At 54.4% G+C, this 19,485-nt stretch carries 18 protein-coding genes and 1 pseudogene; 14 read left to right on the top strand and 5 right to left on the bottom strand.

Annotated elements, in window-relative coordinates:
- Window positions 1–25 precede the first annotated feature (25 nt).
- Window positions 26–1,372 (bottom strand): cation:proton antiporter, encoded by a 1,347-nt coding sequence (locus tag J1779_RS07620; RefSeq protein ID WP_217203375.1) that lies wholly within the window; start codon window positions 1,370–1,372, stop codon window positions 26–28.
- Window positions 1,373–1,510: 138 nt separating this feature from the next.
- Here J1779_RS07620 and J1779_RS07615 point away from each other — a divergent pair, with 138 nt between their 5' ends.
- Window positions 1,511–1,816, top strand: a complete 306-nt coding sequence (locus J1779_RS07615; protein ID WP_217203373.1) for an EthD family reductase — start codon at window positions 1,511–1,513, stop codon at window positions 1,814–1,816.
- 100 nt (window positions 1,817–1,916) lie between these two features.
- On the opposite strand, the gene J1779_RS07610 is transcribed toward J1779_RS07615, so the two are convergent.
- Window positions 1,917–2,243: a hypothetical protein gene (locus tag J1779_RS07610; protein WP_056769987.1), complete on the bottom strand. Its 327-nt coding sequence runs from the start codon at window positions 2,241–2,243 to the stop codon at window positions 1,917–1,919.
- 465 nt (window positions 2,244–2,708) lie between these two features.
- Between J1779_RS07610 and J1779_RS07605 the strand changes: the two genes are divergently transcribed.
- From J1779_RS07605 to wrbA, 7 genes and pseudogenes are all read left to right on the top strand, one after another.
- Window positions 2,709–4,760: a YadA C-terminal domain-containing protein gene (locus tag J1779_RS07605; RefSeq protein WP_217203371.1), complete on the top strand. Its 2,052-nt coding sequence runs from the start codon at window positions 2,709–2,711 to the stop codon at window positions 4,758–4,760.
- A gap of 58 nt (window positions 4,761–4,818) precedes the next feature.
- Window positions 4,819–5,235 (top strand): hypothetical protein, encoded by a 417-nt coding sequence (locus tag J1779_RS07600; RefSeq protein ID WP_056769980.1) that lies wholly within the window; start codon window positions 4,819–4,821, stop codon window positions 5,233–5,235.
- On the top strand, window positions 5,232–5,474 hold the full coding sequence (locus tag J1779_RS07595) for a hypothetical protein (RefSeq protein WP_217203369.1): 243 nt from the start codon (window positions 5,232–5,234) through the stop codon (window positions 5,472–5,474). Before J1779_RS07600 ends, J1779_RS07595 begins: the two co-directional genes overlap by 4 nt.
- A gap of 18 nt (window positions 5,475–5,492) precedes the next feature.
- Entirely contained in the window at window positions 5,493–5,777 is a 285-nt protein-coding gene (locus tag J1779_RS07590) for a hypothetical protein (RefSeq protein ID WP_217203367.1), read from the top strand.
- Window positions 5,778–6,217: 440 nt separating this feature from the next.
- A pseudogene (locus J1779_RS07585) lies at window positions 6,218–6,550 on the top strand (STM2901 family protein); the annotation flags it as partial.
- Window positions 6,544–6,870: a DUF1493 family protein gene (locus J1779_RS07580; RefSeq protein WP_217203364.1), complete on the top strand. Its 327-nt coding sequence runs from the start codon at window positions 6,544–6,546 to the stop codon at window positions 6,868–6,870. The pseudogene J1779_RS07585 and the gene J1779_RS07580, both read left to right, overlap by 7 nt.
- A gap of 362 nt (window positions 6,871–7,232) precedes the next feature.
- The gene (gene wrbA, locus J1779_RS07575) at window positions 7,233–7,832 is read left to right on the top strand and encodes an NAD(P)H:quinone oxidoreductase (RefSeq protein WP_136374854.1); all 600 of its coding nucleotides are present in this window, start codon (window positions 7,233–7,235) and stop codon (window positions 7,830–7,832) included.
- 72 nt (window positions 7,833–7,904) lie between these two features.
- Here wrbA and fusA read toward each other — a convergent pair whose 3' ends face one another.
- Window positions 7,905–10,010, bottom strand: a complete 2,106-nt coding sequence (gene fusA, locus J1779_RS07570) for an elongation factor G (RefSeq protein WP_056769966.1) — start codon at window positions 10,008–10,010, stop codon at window positions 7,905–7,907.
- Between the two features lie 302 nt (window positions 10,011–10,312).
- On the opposite strand from fusA, the gene J1779_RS07565 reads away from it, so the two are divergent.
- Window positions 10,313–10,666, top strand: coding sequence for an ArsR/SmtB family transcription factor (locus tag J1779_RS07565; protein ID WP_056769964.1), 354 nt, complete (start codon window positions 10,313–10,315; stop codon window positions 10,664–10,666).
- Here the strand turns inward: J1779_RS07565 and J1779_RS07560 are convergent.
- Window positions 10,663–11,580 (bottom strand): LysR family transcriptional regulator, encoded by a 918-nt coding sequence (locus J1779_RS07560; RefSeq protein WP_217203363.1) that lies wholly within the window; start codon window positions 11,578–11,580, stop codon window positions 10,663–10,665. The two genes, J1779_RS07565 and J1779_RS07560, sit on opposite strands and share 4 nt — an antisense overlap.
- Before the next feature lie 122 nt (window positions 11,581–11,702).
- Here J1779_RS07560 and J1779_RS07555 point away from each other — a divergent pair, with 122 nt between their 5' ends.
- Together J1779_RS07555 and J1779_RS07550 are read left to right on the top strand one after the other, a co-directional pair.
- Entirely contained in the window at window positions 11,703–12,287 is a 585-nt protein-coding gene (locus tag J1779_RS07555; RefSeq protein ID WP_056769960.1) for a chromate transporter, read from the top strand.
- Window positions 12,287–12,805 carry a chromate transporter gene (locus J1779_RS07550; RefSeq protein ID WP_390972295.1) on the top strand — a complete coding sequence of 173 codons (519 nt, stop codon included), beginning with the start codon at window positions 12,287–12,289 and terminating at the stop codon, window positions 12,803–12,805. The genes J1779_RS07555 and J1779_RS07550 overlap by 1 nt, the downstream gene beginning before the upstream one ends.
- A 60-nt stretch (window positions 12,806–12,865) precedes the next feature.
- Here the strand turns inward: J1779_RS07550 and J1779_RS07545 are convergent, their stop codons facing one another.
- Window positions 12,866–13,153: a Bor family protein gene (locus tag J1779_RS07545; protein ID WP_056769956.1), complete on the bottom strand. Its 288-nt coding sequence runs from the start codon at window positions 13,151–13,153 to the stop codon at window positions 12,866–12,868.
- 255 nt (window positions 13,154–13,408) lie between these two features.
- On the opposite strand from J1779_RS07545, the gene J1779_RS07540 reads away from it, so the two are divergent.
- From J1779_RS07540 to J1779_RS07530, 3 genes are all read left to right on the top strand, one after another.
- Window positions 13,409–15,370 (top strand): glycoside hydrolase family 3 protein, encoded by a 1,962-nt coding sequence (locus J1779_RS07540; RefSeq protein ID WP_217203361.1) that lies wholly within the window; start codon window positions 13,409–13,411, stop codon window positions 15,368–15,370.
- A 383-nt stretch (window positions 15,371–15,753) separates the two neighbouring features.
- Window positions 15,754–17,871: a TonB-dependent siderophore receptor gene (locus J1779_RS07535; protein ID WP_217203359.1), complete on the top strand. Its 2,118-nt coding sequence runs from the start codon at window positions 15,754–15,756 to the stop codon at window positions 17,869–17,871.
- 360 nt (window positions 17,872–18,231) lie between these two features.
- Window positions 18,232–19,152 (top strand): L,D-transpeptidase family protein, encoded by a 921-nt coding sequence (locus J1779_RS07530; protein ID WP_056771888.1) that lies wholly within the window; start codon window positions 18,232–18,234, stop codon window positions 19,150–19,152.
- Window positions 19,153–19,485: the final 333 nt, after the last annotated feature.

Genomic DNA, 19,485 nt, shown 5'->3' with positions numbered 1-19,485 from the left:
TATCCCGCAAGTATTTCTGCGGCGATCACTCCTGTTCTTGCGCGGCCTCCCGCCTCGCCTGCCGCCAGTGCATCACCGGCGAAACCGTTAAGCCGTGGATCACCACGCTGGCGACAATGACCGTGAACGCGATATTGGTCATGTAACTGGCTTCTGCGCCCTTCAGCCCGTGGGTATAAGCGTAAGCAATATAGTTCATGCTGCCTATCCCGCGAATGCCAAACCAGCCGATCATCAGCCGCCGCCCGCGCGGCACGCTCACGCCGAGAGTCGTGATGTACACCGACAGCGGACGAATGACGATAAACAGCAGCGCTGCGAAGACAAGCCCCATCGGTTCCCAGTGTTCAGCAAGCGTGATGCCCAGCACCGTGACAATCCCGGCTGCGAACAATCTTTCAATGGTGTCACCAAACGAGAGCGCGTCTCCGACCATCAGACCGATAGAATTGGCAGGCCGTTCCGCCGACATGGAATGCCGCTGATGCGGATTAACCAGCCCTTCTGCCGGCGGCGGGCGCGTGCCTTCGGTGAGATCTTCCGGCGGATTAAGCGTCCAGACACGTAACTCCGCACTGCGTAACCCGACGCCTGCCGCAAATGCCGCCAGAAAACCAGAGGCATCGACACTTTGCGCGACGGCATAACTCAGTGCGATCAACGCGAGCGCCAGAAAATCACTCGGCGCCACCGAACGCTGGCGGCTGTGGAAACGCGTCGCACTCAACCCGACCAGCCGTCCCATCGCGTAACCAATCGCCAGCCCGCCCATCAGTGCCCAGACCACATCCCGCCAGGCCCAGTCCCACAGTGCCGCCGATGAAAGGCCGTCTTGCGCGGTAAACAGCATCAGTGCCAGCATCAGAATGGGTAACGCAGAACCGTCGTTCATCCCCGCTTCGCTGGACAACGCCACGCGTAATCCGTCGTCGTCATTGGCATCATTCACCGCAATCATGCTCGCCAGCACCGGATCGGTCGGCGCAATGATCGCCCCCAGCGCCAGAGCCAGCGGCCAGGAAATCCCTGCCAGATAGTGGGCCAGCGCGGTAACACTCAGCACCGTCAACAACATCGCCGGAAAAGCCAGCAGCACACCGACCCGCCAGCTCTGCGAGCGGAACGGCAAACGCAATTTCAGACCGGTGATAAACAGCGAAGCCGCCATGGCGATTTCGGTAAAGCGTGCGGTGAGCGTCGAGTATTCCACCAGGTCAACGTGTAATAAGTCCAATACCCAGGGGCCGCAGATGATGCCTGCTGCCAGATACACCCCAAAGGTGGTCACAGGCGCACGCGAAATCCAGCCTGATGCCAGTGACATAACCAGCAGCAGTCCGCCGACCGCCGCAGTCCATTCTAAAAAACCCATGTAAGCTCCCTGAAATTAAGATCTTTTAAGCGTAGTACATCGTCAGCCGGGGTGTGACGCCGGGCACAAAAGGCGCGGCGGGATCGGCGGGTGTACGCTAAAATATGTTTTTCATTCCTGCAAAAAGGTTCATAAAAAATGATTAAATACAGTGTGCTATACCCAAATGTCAAAAACGGAACCTTTGATCATGAGTACTACCGCAATGTGCATTTACCGCTGATCAAAGAAAAGATGGGCGCGTATTGCCACTCCTATGCCATCGACAAGATCCAGGATGGCGCTCCGGCAGATACGCCATTTATCGCGGCCTGCCACATTTACTGCCGCTCGATAGAAGATTTTGAGAAAGTTATGAAGGATCACGCTGAGGAGTTTGTGGCGGATGTGGCCAACTTCACCAATATCGAACCGGTTAAGATGATTTTCGACGTGGTGGTTTAAAACATCGGACGATAAAAAAGGCGATTACTCCGTGGCCCTGAACGGGTTAATCGCCTGATTTAATGTGTCTCTGACAACGTTGCGAAGTCAGATTCAACATCTATTTCGTGAGTAATTTTTTAATCGGCGCACTCGGTTCCCGCCTGATGGTATGCAAAAACATCTGTGCTTTATCATTGGCCGCGTAATCCGCTGTCACACCAAAATCCTGCACCATTGCCCACTTCTCAAACAGCACTTCATCACTCTCGCGCATAAACCAAAGCATTCTCACTGCCGTCACGGCCACCTGTGGGATTTGGGTAACAGTACCGTTAATCCACTTATTCAGGGTGCTGCGTGGCAGTCCAAGCAGAATACACAACGCGGGCTGATCTATTCCGAGCCGCTGGACATAGTCCAGGAATTCTTTTGCGTTATCTGCCATTCACTTATCTCCAGTTCTTATAACCCTGCGCATTGTACAGGAATCTCGTAGAGATTTCATGCCGTCGCTAATCGCTACGAAAAATCCTAGTTTTTACCCTCTCAGACACAACAAAAAGCGCCCAATAGCGACAAATACACGCGCTACATGAAACATATTCATGTAGCGCTATAAGTTTACGTTTCTTGACATAAGTCAAATGCATGGTGAATGTGTGAAGAAAGTCACATTCACGGCATGTATGATTTTCATAGGGAGACAAGAAGAGCGTTCTGATAATGCTTCTTATTTGTCGCTATCAGATACTTATTTCAATGTCGGAAAAAACTTATGAATTCCCATGTTACAGAGCGCAACACTCAAATCATCGCTGCCTACACAGCGGGGAACCGTAATAAATCAGAATTGGCACGCTATTTTGGTGTATCCGCAACAACAGTCCGGCGTGTGCTGGCAGGTGTTGTGATGACGATGACGGCGACCTCTGCAGCACATGCTGATTTGTTGAAAGACTACACCGATATGGGGTTTTCAAATTTCACAGCGAAGTGGGTAAACATGACCGCCAGTGAACAGGCCACTGTGCGGGAAGCGCTTCGTAGCGAAGGCCATGAAAATCTCTTATTAGATCTTGGGGATAAATTAAACCAGTCAGCGCCGGAAATCATTCAGCCAGCACAACCGCAGGCCACGCCTCACAATCAGACCCTCGCGCCGACCCTGACCGCACAGCTGACGCCGCAGGCAACCCCACAGGCCACGCCGCAAAAAATGGCCGTCGCACCAACCCTGACCACGCAGCTGACGCCGCAGGCTACGCCGCAAAAAATGGCCGTCGCGCCGACCCTGACCGCGCAGCTGACGCCGCAGGCAACTCCGCAGGCCACGCCGCAAAAACTGGCAGTCGCACCAACCCTGACCGCGCAGCTGACGCCGCAGGCAACCCCGCAGGCTACGCCGCAAAAACTTCCTGTTGCACCAACGTTGACCGCGCAGCTGACGCCGCAGGCAACTCCGCAGGCCACGCCGCAAAAACTGCCCGTCGCACCGACCCTAACCGCGCAGCTGACGCCGCAGGCAACCCCGCAGGCTACGCCGCAAAAATTGGCCGTCGCGCCGACCCTGACCGCGCAGCTGACGCCGCAGGCTACGCCGCAAAAACTGGCCATCGCGCCGACCCTGACCGCGCAGCTGACGCCGCAGGCAACCTCGCAGGCCACGCCGCAAAAACTTCCTGTTGCACCAACGTTGACCGCGCAGCTGACGCCGCAGGCAACCCCGCAGGCCACGCCGCAAAAACTGCCCGTCGCGCCAACCCTGACCGCGCAGCTGACGCCGCAGGCAACCCCGCAGGCTACGCCGCAAAAACTGGCCGTCGCGCCGACCCTGACCGCGCAGCTGACGCCGCAGGCTACGCCGCAAAAAATGCCCGTCGCACCTACCCTGACCGCGCAGTTGACGCCGCAGGCAACCCCGCAGGCCACGCCGCAAAAAATGGCCGTCGCACCGACCCTGACCGCGCAGCTGACGCCGCAGGCAACTCCGCAGGCTACGCCGCAAAAAATGCCCGTCGCACCTACCCTGACCGCGCAGTTGACGCCGCAGGCAACTCCGCAGGCTACGCCGCAGAAAATGCCCGTCGCACCAACCCTGACCGCGCAGCTGACGCCGCAGGCAACCCCGCAGGCCACGCCGCAAAAACTGGCCGTCGCGCCGACCCTGACCGCACAGCTGACGCCGCAGGCAACCCCGCAGGCTACGCCGCAAAAAATGGCCGTCGCACCGACCCTGACCGCGCAGCTGACGCCGCAGGCAACTCCGCAGGCCACGCCGCAAAAAATGGCCGTTGCACCGACCCTGACCGCACAGCTGACGCCGCAGGCAACTCCGCAGGCCACGCCGCAAAAACTGCCCGTCGCGCCGACCCTGACCAAGCAGCTGACGCCGCAGGCAACCCCGCAGGCTACGCCGCAAAAACTGGCCGTTGCTCCAACGTTGACCGAACAGTCAACTGTTGAGAAAACCCCAATACGGGCTGCAAACTCATCCACAGTTCAGGAAGTCACCTCAACCCCGGCTCAGCAACCGGTGGTTAAGCAAGAAGTTCGTTCAACTTATTACGATAAACAAATCACGGCGCTGAACGCAGCCGCTGAACAAGATCACGCCGAAGTCCTTGCTGAATCTCACAGCCGCGCAGTGGGTGATGCCAACACGCTGAGCCAGGCAAATGATTACACCAATAAAAAGTTCTCTGACCTGAAATCTGAAGTCGATGACAACAAAGATCAGGCTAATGCAGGCACCGCGTCCGCCCTCGCTGCTGTCGGGATCCCACAGGTAGAAGCAGGTTCTGACTTCATGGTCGGTGCCGGTGCGGGCACTTATGGTAATCAGTCTGCCATTGCGGTGGGTGTATCAGGCCATATCACCGCAAAAACAGTGACCAAATTAGCGGTAACCGGCGACACAAATAACGGTGTCGGTGCTTCCGCAGGTATTGGCTGGAACTTCTAAACTCATTAAACAGCCAGCCCCACGGGGCTGGCCTCACTTCAGGAAAAGGCAGACTGACATGAAAAAAATTTTTGTCATTGTAGCTATCACGTTGCTCGCGGGCTGTTCCACTCAGGCGTCAAGAATGGCGAACTGCCAGGCACAGGGGATTTCAAAAGATACCTGTTACCTCGCCGAGCAAAATCGTCAGACCGGTATACAAAATGCGGCACTGAAGCAGGCCATGGAAAATGCCGCCAGTCAGTACGGCCAGGCGACGAAAAAAGTCATTCACGCGAAGATTAAGGGGATTGATATCAAAATCTTTCCCGGCGATAAGCAAGGGTATATCGAAGGGACTGCAGCATATCTTGATGAAGATAACGCGGATGCTCAGGTCTATCGCAAAGGTATTTTCACAGCGATTTATTACAAGCGCACACACAAGCTGGTTCTGATGCGCAACGGTCAGATTTACGGTCGGGCGACAACATGAAAAGACATCATACCGATCAGTTTAAACATCTGTCGCCGGAGCAGCAGCTTACCTGCCTGAAGATGCTTCAGCGCGTGGAGGAGACGCCGCTGTCCAAAGGGATCACCGGTTTCGCCGTCTCGGTGATCATGAATAACGGGCATACCGCGACGCTGAGTAAGTTCATCGCGCAACCTGAAGAAGTATCCGTGTTAGTCAGCTGGAACAATGATCAGCGCGGTAATGACCGCAGGGATTAATAAGGACGTTTTGCTCCCATGCATGTGATAGACCTGACCAGAAAAGAGCGTTCGTCTACCGGCGTTTTGTTTCTGCATACACTGAAAGACAAAGGGTATGTTTACCGGCTGAAAAGAGTTGAAGTGGAAGAACTGACGCTGCGTTTAATTAAACTCAATCATTTTCACCATTTTTCCAGCATGACCGGTATTCATACCTCAAAGATTTATAACGATAAAATCGAGGCAGCGAAGAGCCTGTGTCACTTTATAGAAAAGGTGACCGGCGCAAAATGCACGGCAGATATTTTAAACACGTATTAAATTGAGGTAAGGAGGATGAGCGCGGCATAAAATCGCGCTGAAATCTGTTTTCAATCTTACCGTTATAGAATCCAGCGCGATCTGCCCCGAATCTCCCCATCCCAGATTTCAACACCCGTTTCACTTGCCCGCACATAGCTACCCGTTGAAAGGATTGGTGTAACACTCGATGACATCGTCGTTGCTTATCATAAGTGGGTTAGAATCAGCAAAAATCGCCAACAAAGAACTTTAGCGAGATTTGAGGATATGTTTTGCCCCATAGGCCCGCTCGCTCATTCACCCGCTCCTACTGAATCTGAATCCCTTCAAAGCGGCACACAAGCTGCTCCCGGTTTATCTTAGGTGCACTGCACCTACGCCAGACCAAACTTAAGTCAAATTAACCATGCGAATATCGCTCCGCTTGCTTTAACATAACCTTACTTTTCATATGGGGTGGCGTGGCTGATTTAGCAGGGCTTGCGATGTTCATACTTGGCCAGCCAATCATGATTACACGCGCCAAGCCGATGGGGACAACCAAGGGGACCTCACCGCTGAGCTACTATTTGCGTCAGTGGCTGAAGACTGAGGTGAAGCAGTGGCCGACCCTGACCACCGGGAGTATAAAACGCCTAAAATTCTCATATGTCAGCAATCTTGGTGCATTTGTCGGACGATGGACTCCCTTCCTTGGTGTGATAATTCTGGCGAGTGATATTTCCCAAATTGTCTGGAAAAGCACCAACCGTTACAACTCAATCGCCAATGAGAAAGACCGCCTATGGTAAGTAATGAGGATATTCTTGACTGGTATAATGCAGGATGGAACAAGTCAGGGAAATGGCCTGTCACGATTGACACCAGCCTCACCACGGGGCGTTATGTCTGGGTGTGGGAGACGGGTGAAGAAATCATGGAAAGTTATACCAAGACCTTTGGTGCAGACATGACAGGGTTTAATTTCCTGAAATACTGGCCCGATGAGAAAGGTATGATTCCTAACTTCCTGCTTCCGAAATCTCGCCGTGTGAAGAGTGTTGAACCTTCCCCGCTAACACTCCGTATGCTCGCAGAATCTGCGCGGGCTGGAAGATGGCTTTATGATTAAAATTTTCCCGCTAAATGAGCCCGGACGGTGTTTAACATTTACGGCACCTGCATGCCGTAAAGCATTGCAGAGCAAGTGGCGATGCTAAATTTTAAGTCAGGCAGTGATGTCCCATTCATACCTTACCGGGAATAAGTGGCTCTATAAATAAGCCATCATGCCCTAATTAATTGAAGAGTCTGTTCAAAAAATTGCGTTTGTAAGTCACGCCTTATGCGCGGACGATGAACTCTCTTGCTCATCACAACGCTGAGTCTGGCGCAGGAGTTAACGTGGGATTTTTAAGCGAGATTTTCGCCCGAATTGCCGGCCAGAAGTCTGCACCCCATCCGGTAACAACATCACCTCAACAGGAGTTAACAATGGCAAAAGTACTGGTTCTCTATCATTCCATGTATGGTCATATTGAAACGATGGCGCAAAGCGTTGCCGAAGGTGCACGCAGCGTACCCGGTGTTGAAGTCACGATAAAACGCGTCCCTGAAACCATGCCTGAAGAAGCGTTTAAGGCTGCGGGTGGCAAAACCGGTCAAACGGCAGACGTTGCTTCTCCGGCAGAACTCGCTGATTACGACGCCATCATTTTCGGCACACCAACCCGCTTTGGTAACATGACCGGTCAGATGCGCACCTTTCTTGATCAAACCGGCGGCCTGTGGGCCAAAGGCGCACTGGCAGGCAAAGTCGCCAGCGTATTCAGCTCAACTGGCACCGGCGGCGGTCAGGAAATGACTATCACGTCGACCTGGACCACCCTCGCCCATCACGGCATGATCATCGTGCCAATCGGTTACACCACCCCGGAATTGTTCGATATTTCACAGGTTCGCGGCGGCACGCCTTATGGCGCGACCACTATCGCCGGTGGCGATGGCTCACGTCAGCCGAGTGCCGAAGAGCTGCGTATTGCCGTGCATCAGGGTAAACACGTCGCCACGATCACCAGCAAACTGGTCGGTTAATTTTTTTAAAAACCCCAAAAAAAAGGGTTCGGCATCCATTGCCGAACCCTTTTAGTTTTTACGTTTTAACGCTTATTTACCACGCGACGCAATGATGTTTTCAGCGACATTGCGCGGTGCCTCGGCATAGTGATTGAACTCCATGCTGTAGGTTGCACGGCCTTGCGACATTGACCGCAAAACGGTGGAATAACCGAACATTTCAGACAATGGCACTTCGGCTTTGATAATTTTACCGCCGCCGCCCGCGATCTCTTCCATGCCCTGCACCGTGCCGCGACGTGACGACAAATCACCCATCACGCCACCGGCATACTCTTCCGGCGTTTCCACTTCCACTTTCATCATCGGTTCGAGAATCACCGGGTCCGCACGTTTGGCCGCTTCCTTGAAACCAAAGATCGCCGCCATTTTGAACGCCATTTCCGAGGAATCGACCTCGTGGTACGACCCGAACGTCAGCGTGACTTTCACGTCGACGACCGGATACCCCGCCAGAATGCCGTTATTCAGCGCTTCTGTTACCCCTTTCTCAACGGCAGGAATAAATTCACGCGGAACAACGCCCCCTTTGGTCGCATCCACAAACTCAAAACCGGTGCCTGCCGGCAGAGGTTCAAGCGTGAACACCACGTGGCCGTACTGGCCTTTACCGCCGGACTGACGCACAAATTTCCCGTCCACATCTTTCACCGTTTTACGCACCGTTTCGCGGTACGTGACCTGCGGTTTACCGATGTTAGCTTCCACGCCAAACTCACGTTTCATGCGGTCGACGATGATCTCCAGATGCAATTCCCCCATACCGGAAATGATCGTCTGCCCGGATTCCTCATCAGTACGGATACGGAACGACGGGTCTTCAGACGCCAGCCGCGACAGCGCAATGCCCATTCTCTCCTGGTCGGCTTTGGTTTTCGGCTCGATGGCCTGCGAGATCACCGGATCCGGGAACTCCATGCGCACCAGCGTAATAATGTCAGACGGGTCGCACAGCGTTTCGCCGGTTGTCACGTCTTTCAGCCCCACGCAGGCGGCGATATCACCGGCACGAATTTCGTCGATCTCGATGCGGTCATTAGCATGCATCTGCACGATACGGCCAATACGCTCTTTCTTGCCGCGCACCGGGTTATATACGCTGTCGCCTTTTTTCAGCACGCCTGAGTACACCCGGACAAACGTCAGCTGGCCGACATACGGGTCAGTCATCAGTTTGAACGCCAGCGCCGAGAACTTCTCGCTGTCATCGGAATGACGAAATATCTCGTTGCCGTCTTCGTCAGTACCCGCGATTGGCGGAATATCCAGCGGCGAAGGCATCAGTTCGATCACGGCGTCGAGCATGCGCTGCACGCCTTTATTCTTGAACGCGCTGCCGCACAGCATTGGCTGGATTTCACCGGCGATGGTACGCAGGCGCAAACCTTCGGTGATCTCATCCTCGGTGAGCGCGCCTTCTTCGAGATATTTATCCATCAGCCTGTCATTGGCTTCTGCCGCTGCCGACACCATTTTCTCGCGCCACTCTTCCGCCAGCGCCTGTAACTCCGCCGGGATCGGTGCATAACTGAAGGTCATGCCCTGCGTTTCGTCATCCCACAAAATGGCGCGCATTTTGCGTAAATCCACCACGCCCGTGAAATGCTCTTCGCTGCCGATCGGGATAACGATCGGGATCGGATTGGCTTTCAGGCGGTCCACCATCATCTGGCGAACGCGGAAGAAATCTGCACCCTGACGGTCCATTTTGTTCACAAAAGCCAGGCGCGGCACTTTGTATTTATTCGCCTGACGCCACACGGTTTCAGACTGAGGCTGCACGCCGCCGACGGCGTCATACACCATCACCGCGCCGTCGAGAACGCGCATGGAACGTTCCACTTCAATGGTGAAATCCACGTGCCCCGGTGTGTCGATAATATTAATACGATGCTCATCGAACGAGTGATCCATCCCGCGCCAGAAACAGGTCACCGCGGCGGAGGTAATAGTGATGCCGCGCTCCTGTTCCTGAGCCATCCAGTCTGTGGTCGCACCGCCGTCATGCACTTCTCCCAGCTTATGATTCATGCCGGTATAGAAAAGAATACGCTCGGTGGTGGTGGTTTTACCTGCGTCGATGTGTGCTGAGATACCGATATTGCGGTAGCGCTCGATTGGCGTTTTGCGAGCCATATAACGTCCTTACTGGTTGATGGCTAAGTTGGCGGGGAGTGGTTTTCACGTCCCGTCACAAAGTATTGGGTACTAAATTTCTTAATGCGGAGAGTATACTACAATTGTACGTGTATATTCGTACAATTAATTTGGTCTATCAATGAAATTGGTCACAGGCCGTCACGTTGTACAGCCGTTGAGGGATAGGCTATATTGCGCGGCCGCCGATAATTTAAAATTTTAGCCAAAATAATTCTGGTTGCAGGAAGGCGGCAAATGCATCTGCAACCTGAAGTATGACGGGTAAAGAGGATAGTCCGATGATAGCCAATCACCCCGAACGCGAGCAGATCCGCCTTGAAAATGTCCTGACTGCGCTGGGTAATCCGTTACGTCTGGCCGTGGTACGCACGCTGGCAAAAGGCGGCGAACATCCGTGCGGAACATTATTGCAGGGGCTGTCGAAATCGACGCTGACTCACCACTGGCGCGTATTACGTGACAGCGGCGTGATCTGGCAACGTCCGGATGGCCGCGCCAACTTGCTTTCACTGCGCCGCGACGATCTGGACGCCCGCTTCCCCGGCCTGCTCGATTCCCTGCTTAACGCCATCGAATCCGACGGCATTACGCTGGAATCCACCCAGAAACATATCTCCGAGCAACACCTTTAATTTTCCGCCAGTTGTGATTTCACCAGCGAACAGAACGTATTAATGATAGACGATCCGTGGCTGTCCTCCCGCCGGGCGAGATAAAGCGGTGCGCTGAGTTTTGTGGTGGCATCGAGAGGCAGAAACACCACGCCGTCGCCACCGAGGCGGGTCATCGAAGCGGGCACAATCGAAATGCCCAGCCCTGCGCCCACCAGACTCAGACACGACGTCAGCCGTGGCGCTTCCTGCACAATGTGCGGGCTGAAACCGGCGCGGACATACGCCGCCAGTATTGCATCGTACAGCCCCTGCCCGGCGCGCCGCCGGTACAGCACAAAAGGCTCGTTACTCAGTTCTTCCAGTTTTAAAGGCTGATCGCCCGGCTGAGAGGCCAGCCGATGTCCCGCCGGAACCGCCACCCACATCGGTTCTTCCAGCACTTTTTCCATCTCTAATTCCGGCATATCTTTTACGCGCATGCGCACAAAAGCGACGTCAAGCTGCCCGGCCACCACGCCCGCCAGCAGCTCACCGCTGCCATTTTCCTCAAGCAGGGTGCTGACCGACGGGTAAATTTCACGATACCGGCGCAGCAGTGCGGGCACAAAGGTATGCAGAGCAGCAGAGCTGGTGAACCCGATGCGGATGCGCCCCTGTTCACCCAGCGCCGCGCGTTGCATCGCAGCGCTCAACTGATCAGCACGCGCCAGCACGGCACGGGCTTCATTCAGCAACACTTCACCGGCTTCAGTCGGGATCACCCCGCGCGGCAAACGCTGTAACAAGGCCACGCCGAAATCCTGCTCCAGCCCCTGCAACAGACGGGTTAGCGGGGGTTGCTGGATAAAAAGCAATTCTGCGGCGCGGGTAATGCTCCCGGCCTCGACAACGGTCACGAAGGCATTCAGACGTTTCAGCTCAATCACTGCCATACTCTCCAGGTATCGGTATTCACTATTATAGGCATTAGACATCATGGCACGTCGACGCGCATGATCCTCAACAGAATTTACGCCTTTGGCATCATTGAATTACATTTAGGGAGAGTGCAGCAATGGCCGACTGTTCACAGGAAAAAATCATGCTCGATCTGGAAGAACACACCGCACCGCAACCCGATTGCGGACAACTGTTTATGGGCTTTTTCGTCCTCGGGCTGACCGGGTTTGGCGGCGTTCTGCCAATGGCACGACACATGCTGGTGGATAAACGCCGCTGGCTGACTGCCGATCAGTTCACCGAGTTGCTCGGGCTGTGTCAGTTTCTGCCGGGCGGCAATATCATCAATTTGTCCGTTGCGCTGGGAATGGAGTTTCGTGGCCTGCGCGGTGCGCTCTCGGCCATTCTGGGGCTGATTCTGGCGCCGACCCTTTGCGTGGTATTGCTCGGCCTGATTTACGCACGCTATCAGAATGAACCGCTGGTGGAGCATCTCTTTGCCGGAATGGCGGCTGCGGCAGCGGGTTTACTGCTCTCAACCGGCATAAAAATGCTGGCCCCGCTGCGCGGAAAATGGCTGCAACTGGCGCTGGTCGCGGCGGGCGTAGTGGCCATCGCCCTGTTTCGTATACCGATGCTGCCGGTCATGCTGGTGCTGGCACCGGTCAGTATCTTCATCTGTGCAAAAGGGAAATTCTGATGACAGTTTTATTTTCGCTGGCCCTGTTGTTCACTGAACTTTCCCTGCTGGCCTTCGGCGGCGGGAACACTATTTTGCCGGAAATGCAGCGTGCAGTGGTCGATGTGCATCACTGGATGAGCGCGCAGGAGTTTAGCGCCCTGTTCGCCCTGGCGCAGGCAGCCCCCGGCCCGAATATGATGATCGTACCGCTGATCGGCTGGCAGGTGGCGGGTTGGTCCGGGCTGCTGGTGTCATCTCTGGCGAAGTTCGGCCCGTCATCCATCGTCACGCTTATCGTGATGGGTGGGTGGAAACGCTACAAAGACCGGCCATGGCGGCAAGTGATCCAGCGCGGACTGGTGCCGGTCACCGTCGGGCTGGTGGTGTCGAGCGGATTGCTGATCGCCGAAGCCTCCGCCACCAACGCCCTGATGGGCGGCATTATCGTGGTGTGCACCCTGCTGGCGATGAACAAACGCATCCACCCCCTCTGGGTGCTGGCCGCCGGTGCGTTGCTGGGGCTGGTATTGGGTTAACGGTTCTTTCCATTAAAAAGGCTGCCACAGGGCAGCCTTGATGGGGTGTACCAGCGCGAATTAAGAACAGAATACGCGGGCTTCACGCGGGGTATAAATACCAAAGGTCACCAGCCCCAGCAGGCCGTTGACGAAAGTTTGTTGGGTTTCAACGCGAACCACTTTATCCGCACCACCGCAGACTTTCGCTGCATCGATGGATTTCTTCTGACCAATACCGCTGACGAAGAAGTGATGTGTGGTCACTTGCTTAGGCGCAGTGGCAATCCCCTGACCCATGTTGAAAGTTTGCTGTGCACAGCCGGATAACAGAACGGCAACGGCCGCCGCAAGAATAACCTTTTTCATGACAATCCCTTTATAGAAGACCCTAACGGTCAATAAGTATCGATATCAGTCTGCCGGTGCGCCCTGTAAAAAGCGGGCGGGATCAGCAGATTCAAGGGTGTTATCGGAAGACTGACGGAAAAATTTAGGCTAAAGACTGAAAACAGTGCATTTATTGTGGTTTTTTAATTGCGAACCCGATCTCAGCATCTTTCCAATATATAGCGTATTGATGATTTATTGAGTTTCTATATATATCAATCGTTAAGGATGATAATGAAAACGACACCTCTGAGCCTTGCCATTTCTGCCCTTCTGCTTTCTACTGCTGCCGCCTCCGCCAACGATACCCCGCCCGAACTTAGCCAGCGTGAAGTCACCCTGCTGACCGTTGACGGCTTGCCGTTCAAAGACCTTAACCGCTCCGGGAAACTGGAACCTTACGAAGACTGGCGGCTGACCCCTGAAGAACGCGCTGCGGATCTGGTAAAGCGTATGACGCTGCAGGAAAAAGCCGGCGTGATGATGCACGGTTCGGCACCGACGGCCAACAGCCCGATCGGCGCAGGCACACATTATGATTTGGCGGCAGCGGAGAAAATGATTTCCGGTGCCAGGGTGAACAGCCTGATCACCCGGCTTTCAGCGGAAGACCCGGCGGTGATGGCGGAAGAGAACAATAAATTACAGCAGATTGCCGAAAAGACGCGGCTCGGTATTCCGGTCACCATCAGCAGCGACCCGCGTAATTCTTTTGAGTATCTGATTGGCGCCAGCACCTCTTCCGGCAAATTCACCCAGTGGCCGGAAACCTTAGGGCTGGCGGCCATTGGCAACGAGAAAGTCACCCGCCGCTATGCCGATATCGTGCGTCAGGAATATCTGGCCGTCGGCATTCGTGAAGCGCTCTCGCCGCAGGCCGATCTGGCAACCGAGCCGCGCTGGGCGCGCATCAGCGGCACCTTTGGCGAAGATCCGACCCGCGTTCACAACATGGTGCGCGGTTACGTGGAAGGCATGCAAAACGGTGCCGATGGCCTGAATCAGGGCAGCGTGATTTCGGTAGTGAAACACTGGGTCGGCTACGGTGCGGCGGAAAACGGCTACGACAGCCACAACGTCTATGGCAAAAATGCCGTCTTTCCCGGCAACAATTTGAAAGAGCATATTTATCCGTTCACCGGCGCATTTGAAGCCAATGTCGCCAGCGTCATGCCGACTTATTCGATCCTGAAAGATGTTTCCCTTGAAGGCAAACCGCTGGAACAGGTCGGTGCAGGGTTCAGCCACCAGTTGCTCACCGATATTTTGCGCGGGCAATACGGCTTTAAAGGCGTGGTGCTGAGCGACTGGCTGATCACCAGTAATTGCGAAGGCGAATGTCTGAACGGTTCGCCGCAAGGCAAAGACCCGGTGCCGGGCGGCATGTCCTGGGGAGTTGAAACCCTGACACCGCAACAGCGTTTCGTAAAAGCGGTGCTGGCAGGTGTCGATCAGTTTGGCGGCGTAACCGATTCACAGCTGCTGGTTAACGCGGTGAATGAAAAGCAACTGACAGAACAGCGCCTTGATGAGTCTGTCGTGCGTATTCTTGAACAAAAATTCCGCACAGGCTTATTTGAAAATCCGTACGTTGATGTGCAAAAAGCCGTGCAAACCGTGGGTCGTGCCGACTGGCAGAAAGAAGCAGATTCAGCGCAAGGGCATTCTCTGGTGTTACTGCAAAACACCGGTGACACATTGCCGCTGAAGAAGGGCCAGAAAATCTGGCTGTACGGCATCGCACCACAGGCCGCAAAAGCCGCCGGTTTCACCGTGGTGGATACGCCGGAAAAAGCGGATATTGCGCTGATCCGCGCTCATGCGCCGTATGAACAACCGCATAAAGCCTGGTTCTTTGGCAAACGTCATCATGAAGGCTCGCTGGCCTATACCGATGACAATGCGGATTATCAGGCGATTGTGAAAGCCAGCAACGCGGTGCCGACGGTGGTGACCGTTTATCTCGATCGCCCCGCCATTCTCACCAACGTGAATGACAAAGCGAAAGCCATTATCGGCAACTTTGGTGTCAGCGATGCGGTGCTGTTTACCCGCCTGACCAGCACCGAAGCCTATACCGGCAAACTGCCGTTCGAACTGCCCTCCTCCATGGATGCCGTGCTCAGACAGAAATCAGATATGCCGCACGACAGCGAAAACCCGCTGTTTGATATTGGCTTCGGGCTGGCACGTTAATCTGCTGGTCCCTTAAGAATGTCCCGTCTTTTGGCGGGGCACTCTTCAGCGGGTTTGTCTGACACATTGCCATTTAGCCACCACCTGCCCGGCCACTACCTCGTCTTCCCTGCCCTGAACTGCCCGCCTCAAAACCATAAAAACCATCAGATTCATGCGGATAAAAATGCGTCACTTCACACTTTTGTCGTAAAGTTCCCTTGAATTTGTAAAATAATAATGATAACAATTATCATTAAGTTTAACATTCGTCTCGTTTTCGTTATCACCCGCCTTATTCAGGACGGGCTTTCGTGCGGAACACTGTTGGCTTCTGGGCTTATTTACACACGCATCAATTAATTACTCGATTATTAATCGGGTTATTTATAGGGACTATTAATATGTTGTTGGCTTTTCCCCTCAAACGCTCGGTGCTTTTGTGCGCCATGGCCGTCGCTGTTCCGGCTTCCTCTTTGGCCGCCGAAGATACCGTGGTCATCAAAGCCTCTCAGGCTGATACCGCAGATGCACCGACGCAGGGTTACAGCGCGAAAACGTCTAAAAGTGCGACCAAAACCGATCAGCCACTGATCACCACAGGTCAGGCCGTGTCCGTCGTGACCCGCCAGCAAATGGACGACCAGAACGCCACCACCGTCAATGCCGCGCTGAACTATACGCCAGGCGTGTTTACCAACTTTGCGGGCGGCGCAACGCGTTATGACACCATTTCCCTGCGTGGCTTCCACGGTGGTGACGTCAACAACACATTCCTCGATGGCCTGCGTATTCTGAGCGATGGCGCAAGCTATAACTCCATTCAGGTCGATCCGTGGTTCCTCGAACGTATTGATGTGGTGAAAGGGCCGTCCTCTGCCCTTTACGGCCAGAGCATTCCCGGTGGCGTCGTGGTTGAAACCACCAAGCGTCCGCAGTTTGCGGAAGAAGGCCATTTCCGTCTGTCCGGCGGGACGCAAAACACCAAAGGCGGTGCGTTCGATTACACCAATGCAATCAACGACCAGTGGGCATTTCGTCTGACCGGCATGACCCGCAGCAGTGATACGCAGTATGATCACCAGCGCGAAGAGCGTTATGCGATCTCCCCGCAGCTGATGTGGCAGCCGGATGAAAATACCTCGCTGTTACTGCGCGCCTACCTGCAAAAAGATCCGTCCGGCGGTTATCACGCCGCGGTTCCTGCCGACGGCAGCCTGTATGGCCAGAAACTGAGCCGTGGATTCTTCGACGGCGAAACGGATCGTAACCAGTTCAAACGCTGGGAGCAGATCTACAGCTACGAATTCCAGCATGCGTTTAACGACGTCTGGTCCTTCCGCCAGAACGCCAACTACACCCATTCCAATACCGAACTGGATCAGGTGTATCAGGCTGGCTGGAACGCAGACCGCACGTTGATGAACCGCTACTATTCCGGTGAGAAATCCTCTCTGGATACCTTCGCGATTGATAACCAGCTTGAAGCCGATTTTGCCACCGGCGAACTGGCGCACAAAGTGGTGCTGGGCTTCGACTATTCTCACTTCGTCAATGATCTGAAATCTGACGGCGCCATCGCAGGCACGCTCAACCCGTACACCGGTGTTGGCAGCGATGCGCTGGACTATTACAGCCTTTCTCGCGGCAAAAACCGTTACGAGCAGATGGGCACCTATCTGCAGGATGAAATGAGCTGGAACAAGTGGTTCCTGACCCTGTCCGGCCGTTACGACACGCTGAAAACCGACAGCCGCAGCTACGAAAGTATCTATGGCAAAGAAAGCAGCAGCGAGCGTAAAGACAGCCACTTCAACAGCCGAGCTTCCCTGTTGTATGCCTTTGACAGCGGGATTTCCCCGTACGTCAGCTACAGCCAGGCGATGACGCCATCGGCCCTGCCAGGCTCTGATGGCACGCTGCTCAAGCCGATGCAGAGTGAGCAGTACGAAGCGGGGATCAAATATCAGCCGGTCGGCACATCCGATATGTACAGCGCGGCACTGTATGACCTGACGCAGGATGACGTAGGTAACCGCGTAGTGGTGGGCAGCTATTATGAACCTGCGGGTAAGATCCGTTCACAGGGTCTGGAGCTGGAAGCCAAGAAACAGGTGACCGAGCGCTTCAACGTGATGGCCGGTTATACCTACAATAAAGTGCGTATTCGCGATGCCAGCCAGAATAACGGCAACACGCCATACGTGACGCCAAAACAGATGGCGTCTATCTGGGGTCAGTACAATACGCCGGTCGGTGTGGATCTGGGCGCGGGTGTGCGTTACATCGGCACACAATGGGCGGATAACGAAAACACCCGTCACATGCCTTCCGCGACGCTGGTTGATGCATCACTGCGTATGAATCTGGTGCAGTTTAATCCACAACTGAAAGGCGCATTCGTGCAGCTGAACGCCAATAACCTGTTCGATAAGAAATACGTCGCTGCCTGTTACGGCACCAGCTATTGCTACTGGGGTCAGGAACGTACCGTGGTCGCGACCGTGGGTTATGATTTCTGATAGCTAAACGTGTTGAAAGAACCCTGAGAAATCAGGGTTTTTTTATGCCCTGAAATCGCCTGCCACAACAGTCCGGGCAGGCGTATCTGACCGCGCAGAACGGCTTAATTGTGAAGGAATTGTGTGGAGATCCACAAAAAATGCCTTCGGCGCAGGGAACTTTTCCAACAGCGTGAGAAAGCTTTGGCCTGTTTGAAATAAATCCTTATAATTAGCGACCCTGAAATGTGATTCGTTACACATACTGAGTCTCATTAAAGTGCCTGTGAACGTACACTGTTCCTCCGGTTGAAAGCAGGCCGGGGGGAAATCAACATCCTGACAACAACTGCCAGTGTGGCATTAACGACCAACGAAAATATGAAAATGAGCATTCGCGCGATAGTTACCCTGGTTTTGGCAGTTGCTGCATACAGCCAGGCATCTTTTGCTGTGGTTTATCCTCTTCCGGCGAACAATGGTCGTCTGATCGGTGAAAATATCACGGTCACTGTTCCACAAGGCAGCAGCCTGCCTCTGGAACATTTTGCAGCGCAATACCAGATGGGTTTGAGCAACATGCTCGAAGCTAACCCTGGCGTTGACCCGTTCCTGCCAACCCCTGGCACTGTGCTGACGATCCCACAGCAGTTAATTCTGCCGGATACGCCGCATGAAGGTGTTGTCATCAACAGCGCAGAAATGCGTTTGTACTACTACCCGAAAGGCACCAATACCGTCGTTGTTCTGCCAATCGGTATCGGCGAACTGGGTAAAGACACCCCGCTTAACTGGGTGACCACTGTTCAGCGTAAAAAAGCCGGTCCGACCTGGACACCAACGGCAAAAATGCATGAAGAATACGCGGCACGCGGCGAATTCCTGCCAGCCGTCTTCCCTGCCGGCCCGGACAACCCGATGGGTCTTTACGCGCTGTACGTGGGACGTCTGTATGCCGTTCACGGCACCAACGCGAACTTCGGTATCGGTCTGCGCGTGAGCCACGGTTGTGTGCGTCTGCGTGATGCTGACATCAAATGGCTGTACGACAACGTGCCGCAGGGCACCCGCGTTCAGTTCATCAACGAGCCGGTGAAAGCCACGGTTGAGCCAGACGGCAAGCGTTATGTTGAAATCCATAACCCGCTGTCTTCCAACCAGGAAGAATTTGATTCCCAACAACCGATTCCAATCAGCCTGACGGGCAGTTCAAATGCCGTGGCGATGGATCCGAGTGTGAATCAGACTGTGGTTCAGCGTGCGATTGAGATGCGTGCCGGGATGCCGGTTCAAATCAACTAAGCGTAAGGCCTGGAGTTGTGTGAGAATTTGGAAAGCCCCGAAAATTTTTCGGGGCTTTTTTTTGGGGATTTTTTGCTCCTCCACGGCAAAGGGGAGGAGCTGTCCGGGTTGTTTTGAAATGATGGCAAGCTGTTTGCTTTTCTCATCCTGAGCAGGTGAAGTTGTGACCTTAAAAGCCTCTGGTCGCGTTCAAAAATCACGCCGCAGGAAGAGGTGGAAAACCGCGAGGTTTTTTTCGCGGGTTGTAACCCGACCGGAGGGAACCGCGCAGCGGCGGGATTTTGCGGCAATAGGAGGAGTTTCTGAAACGGAGCCGGGATGCATGGCACGTGT

The organism is Rahnella rivi (assembly GCF_019049655.1).
GTDB classification, from domain to species: domain Bacteria; phylum Pseudomonadota; class Gammaproteobacteria; order Enterobacterales; family Enterobacteriaceae; genus Rahnella; species Rahnella rivi.
Note: the sequence above shows the minus strand (reverse complement) of the source record. Positions and strands in the feature narration are given on the sequence as shown.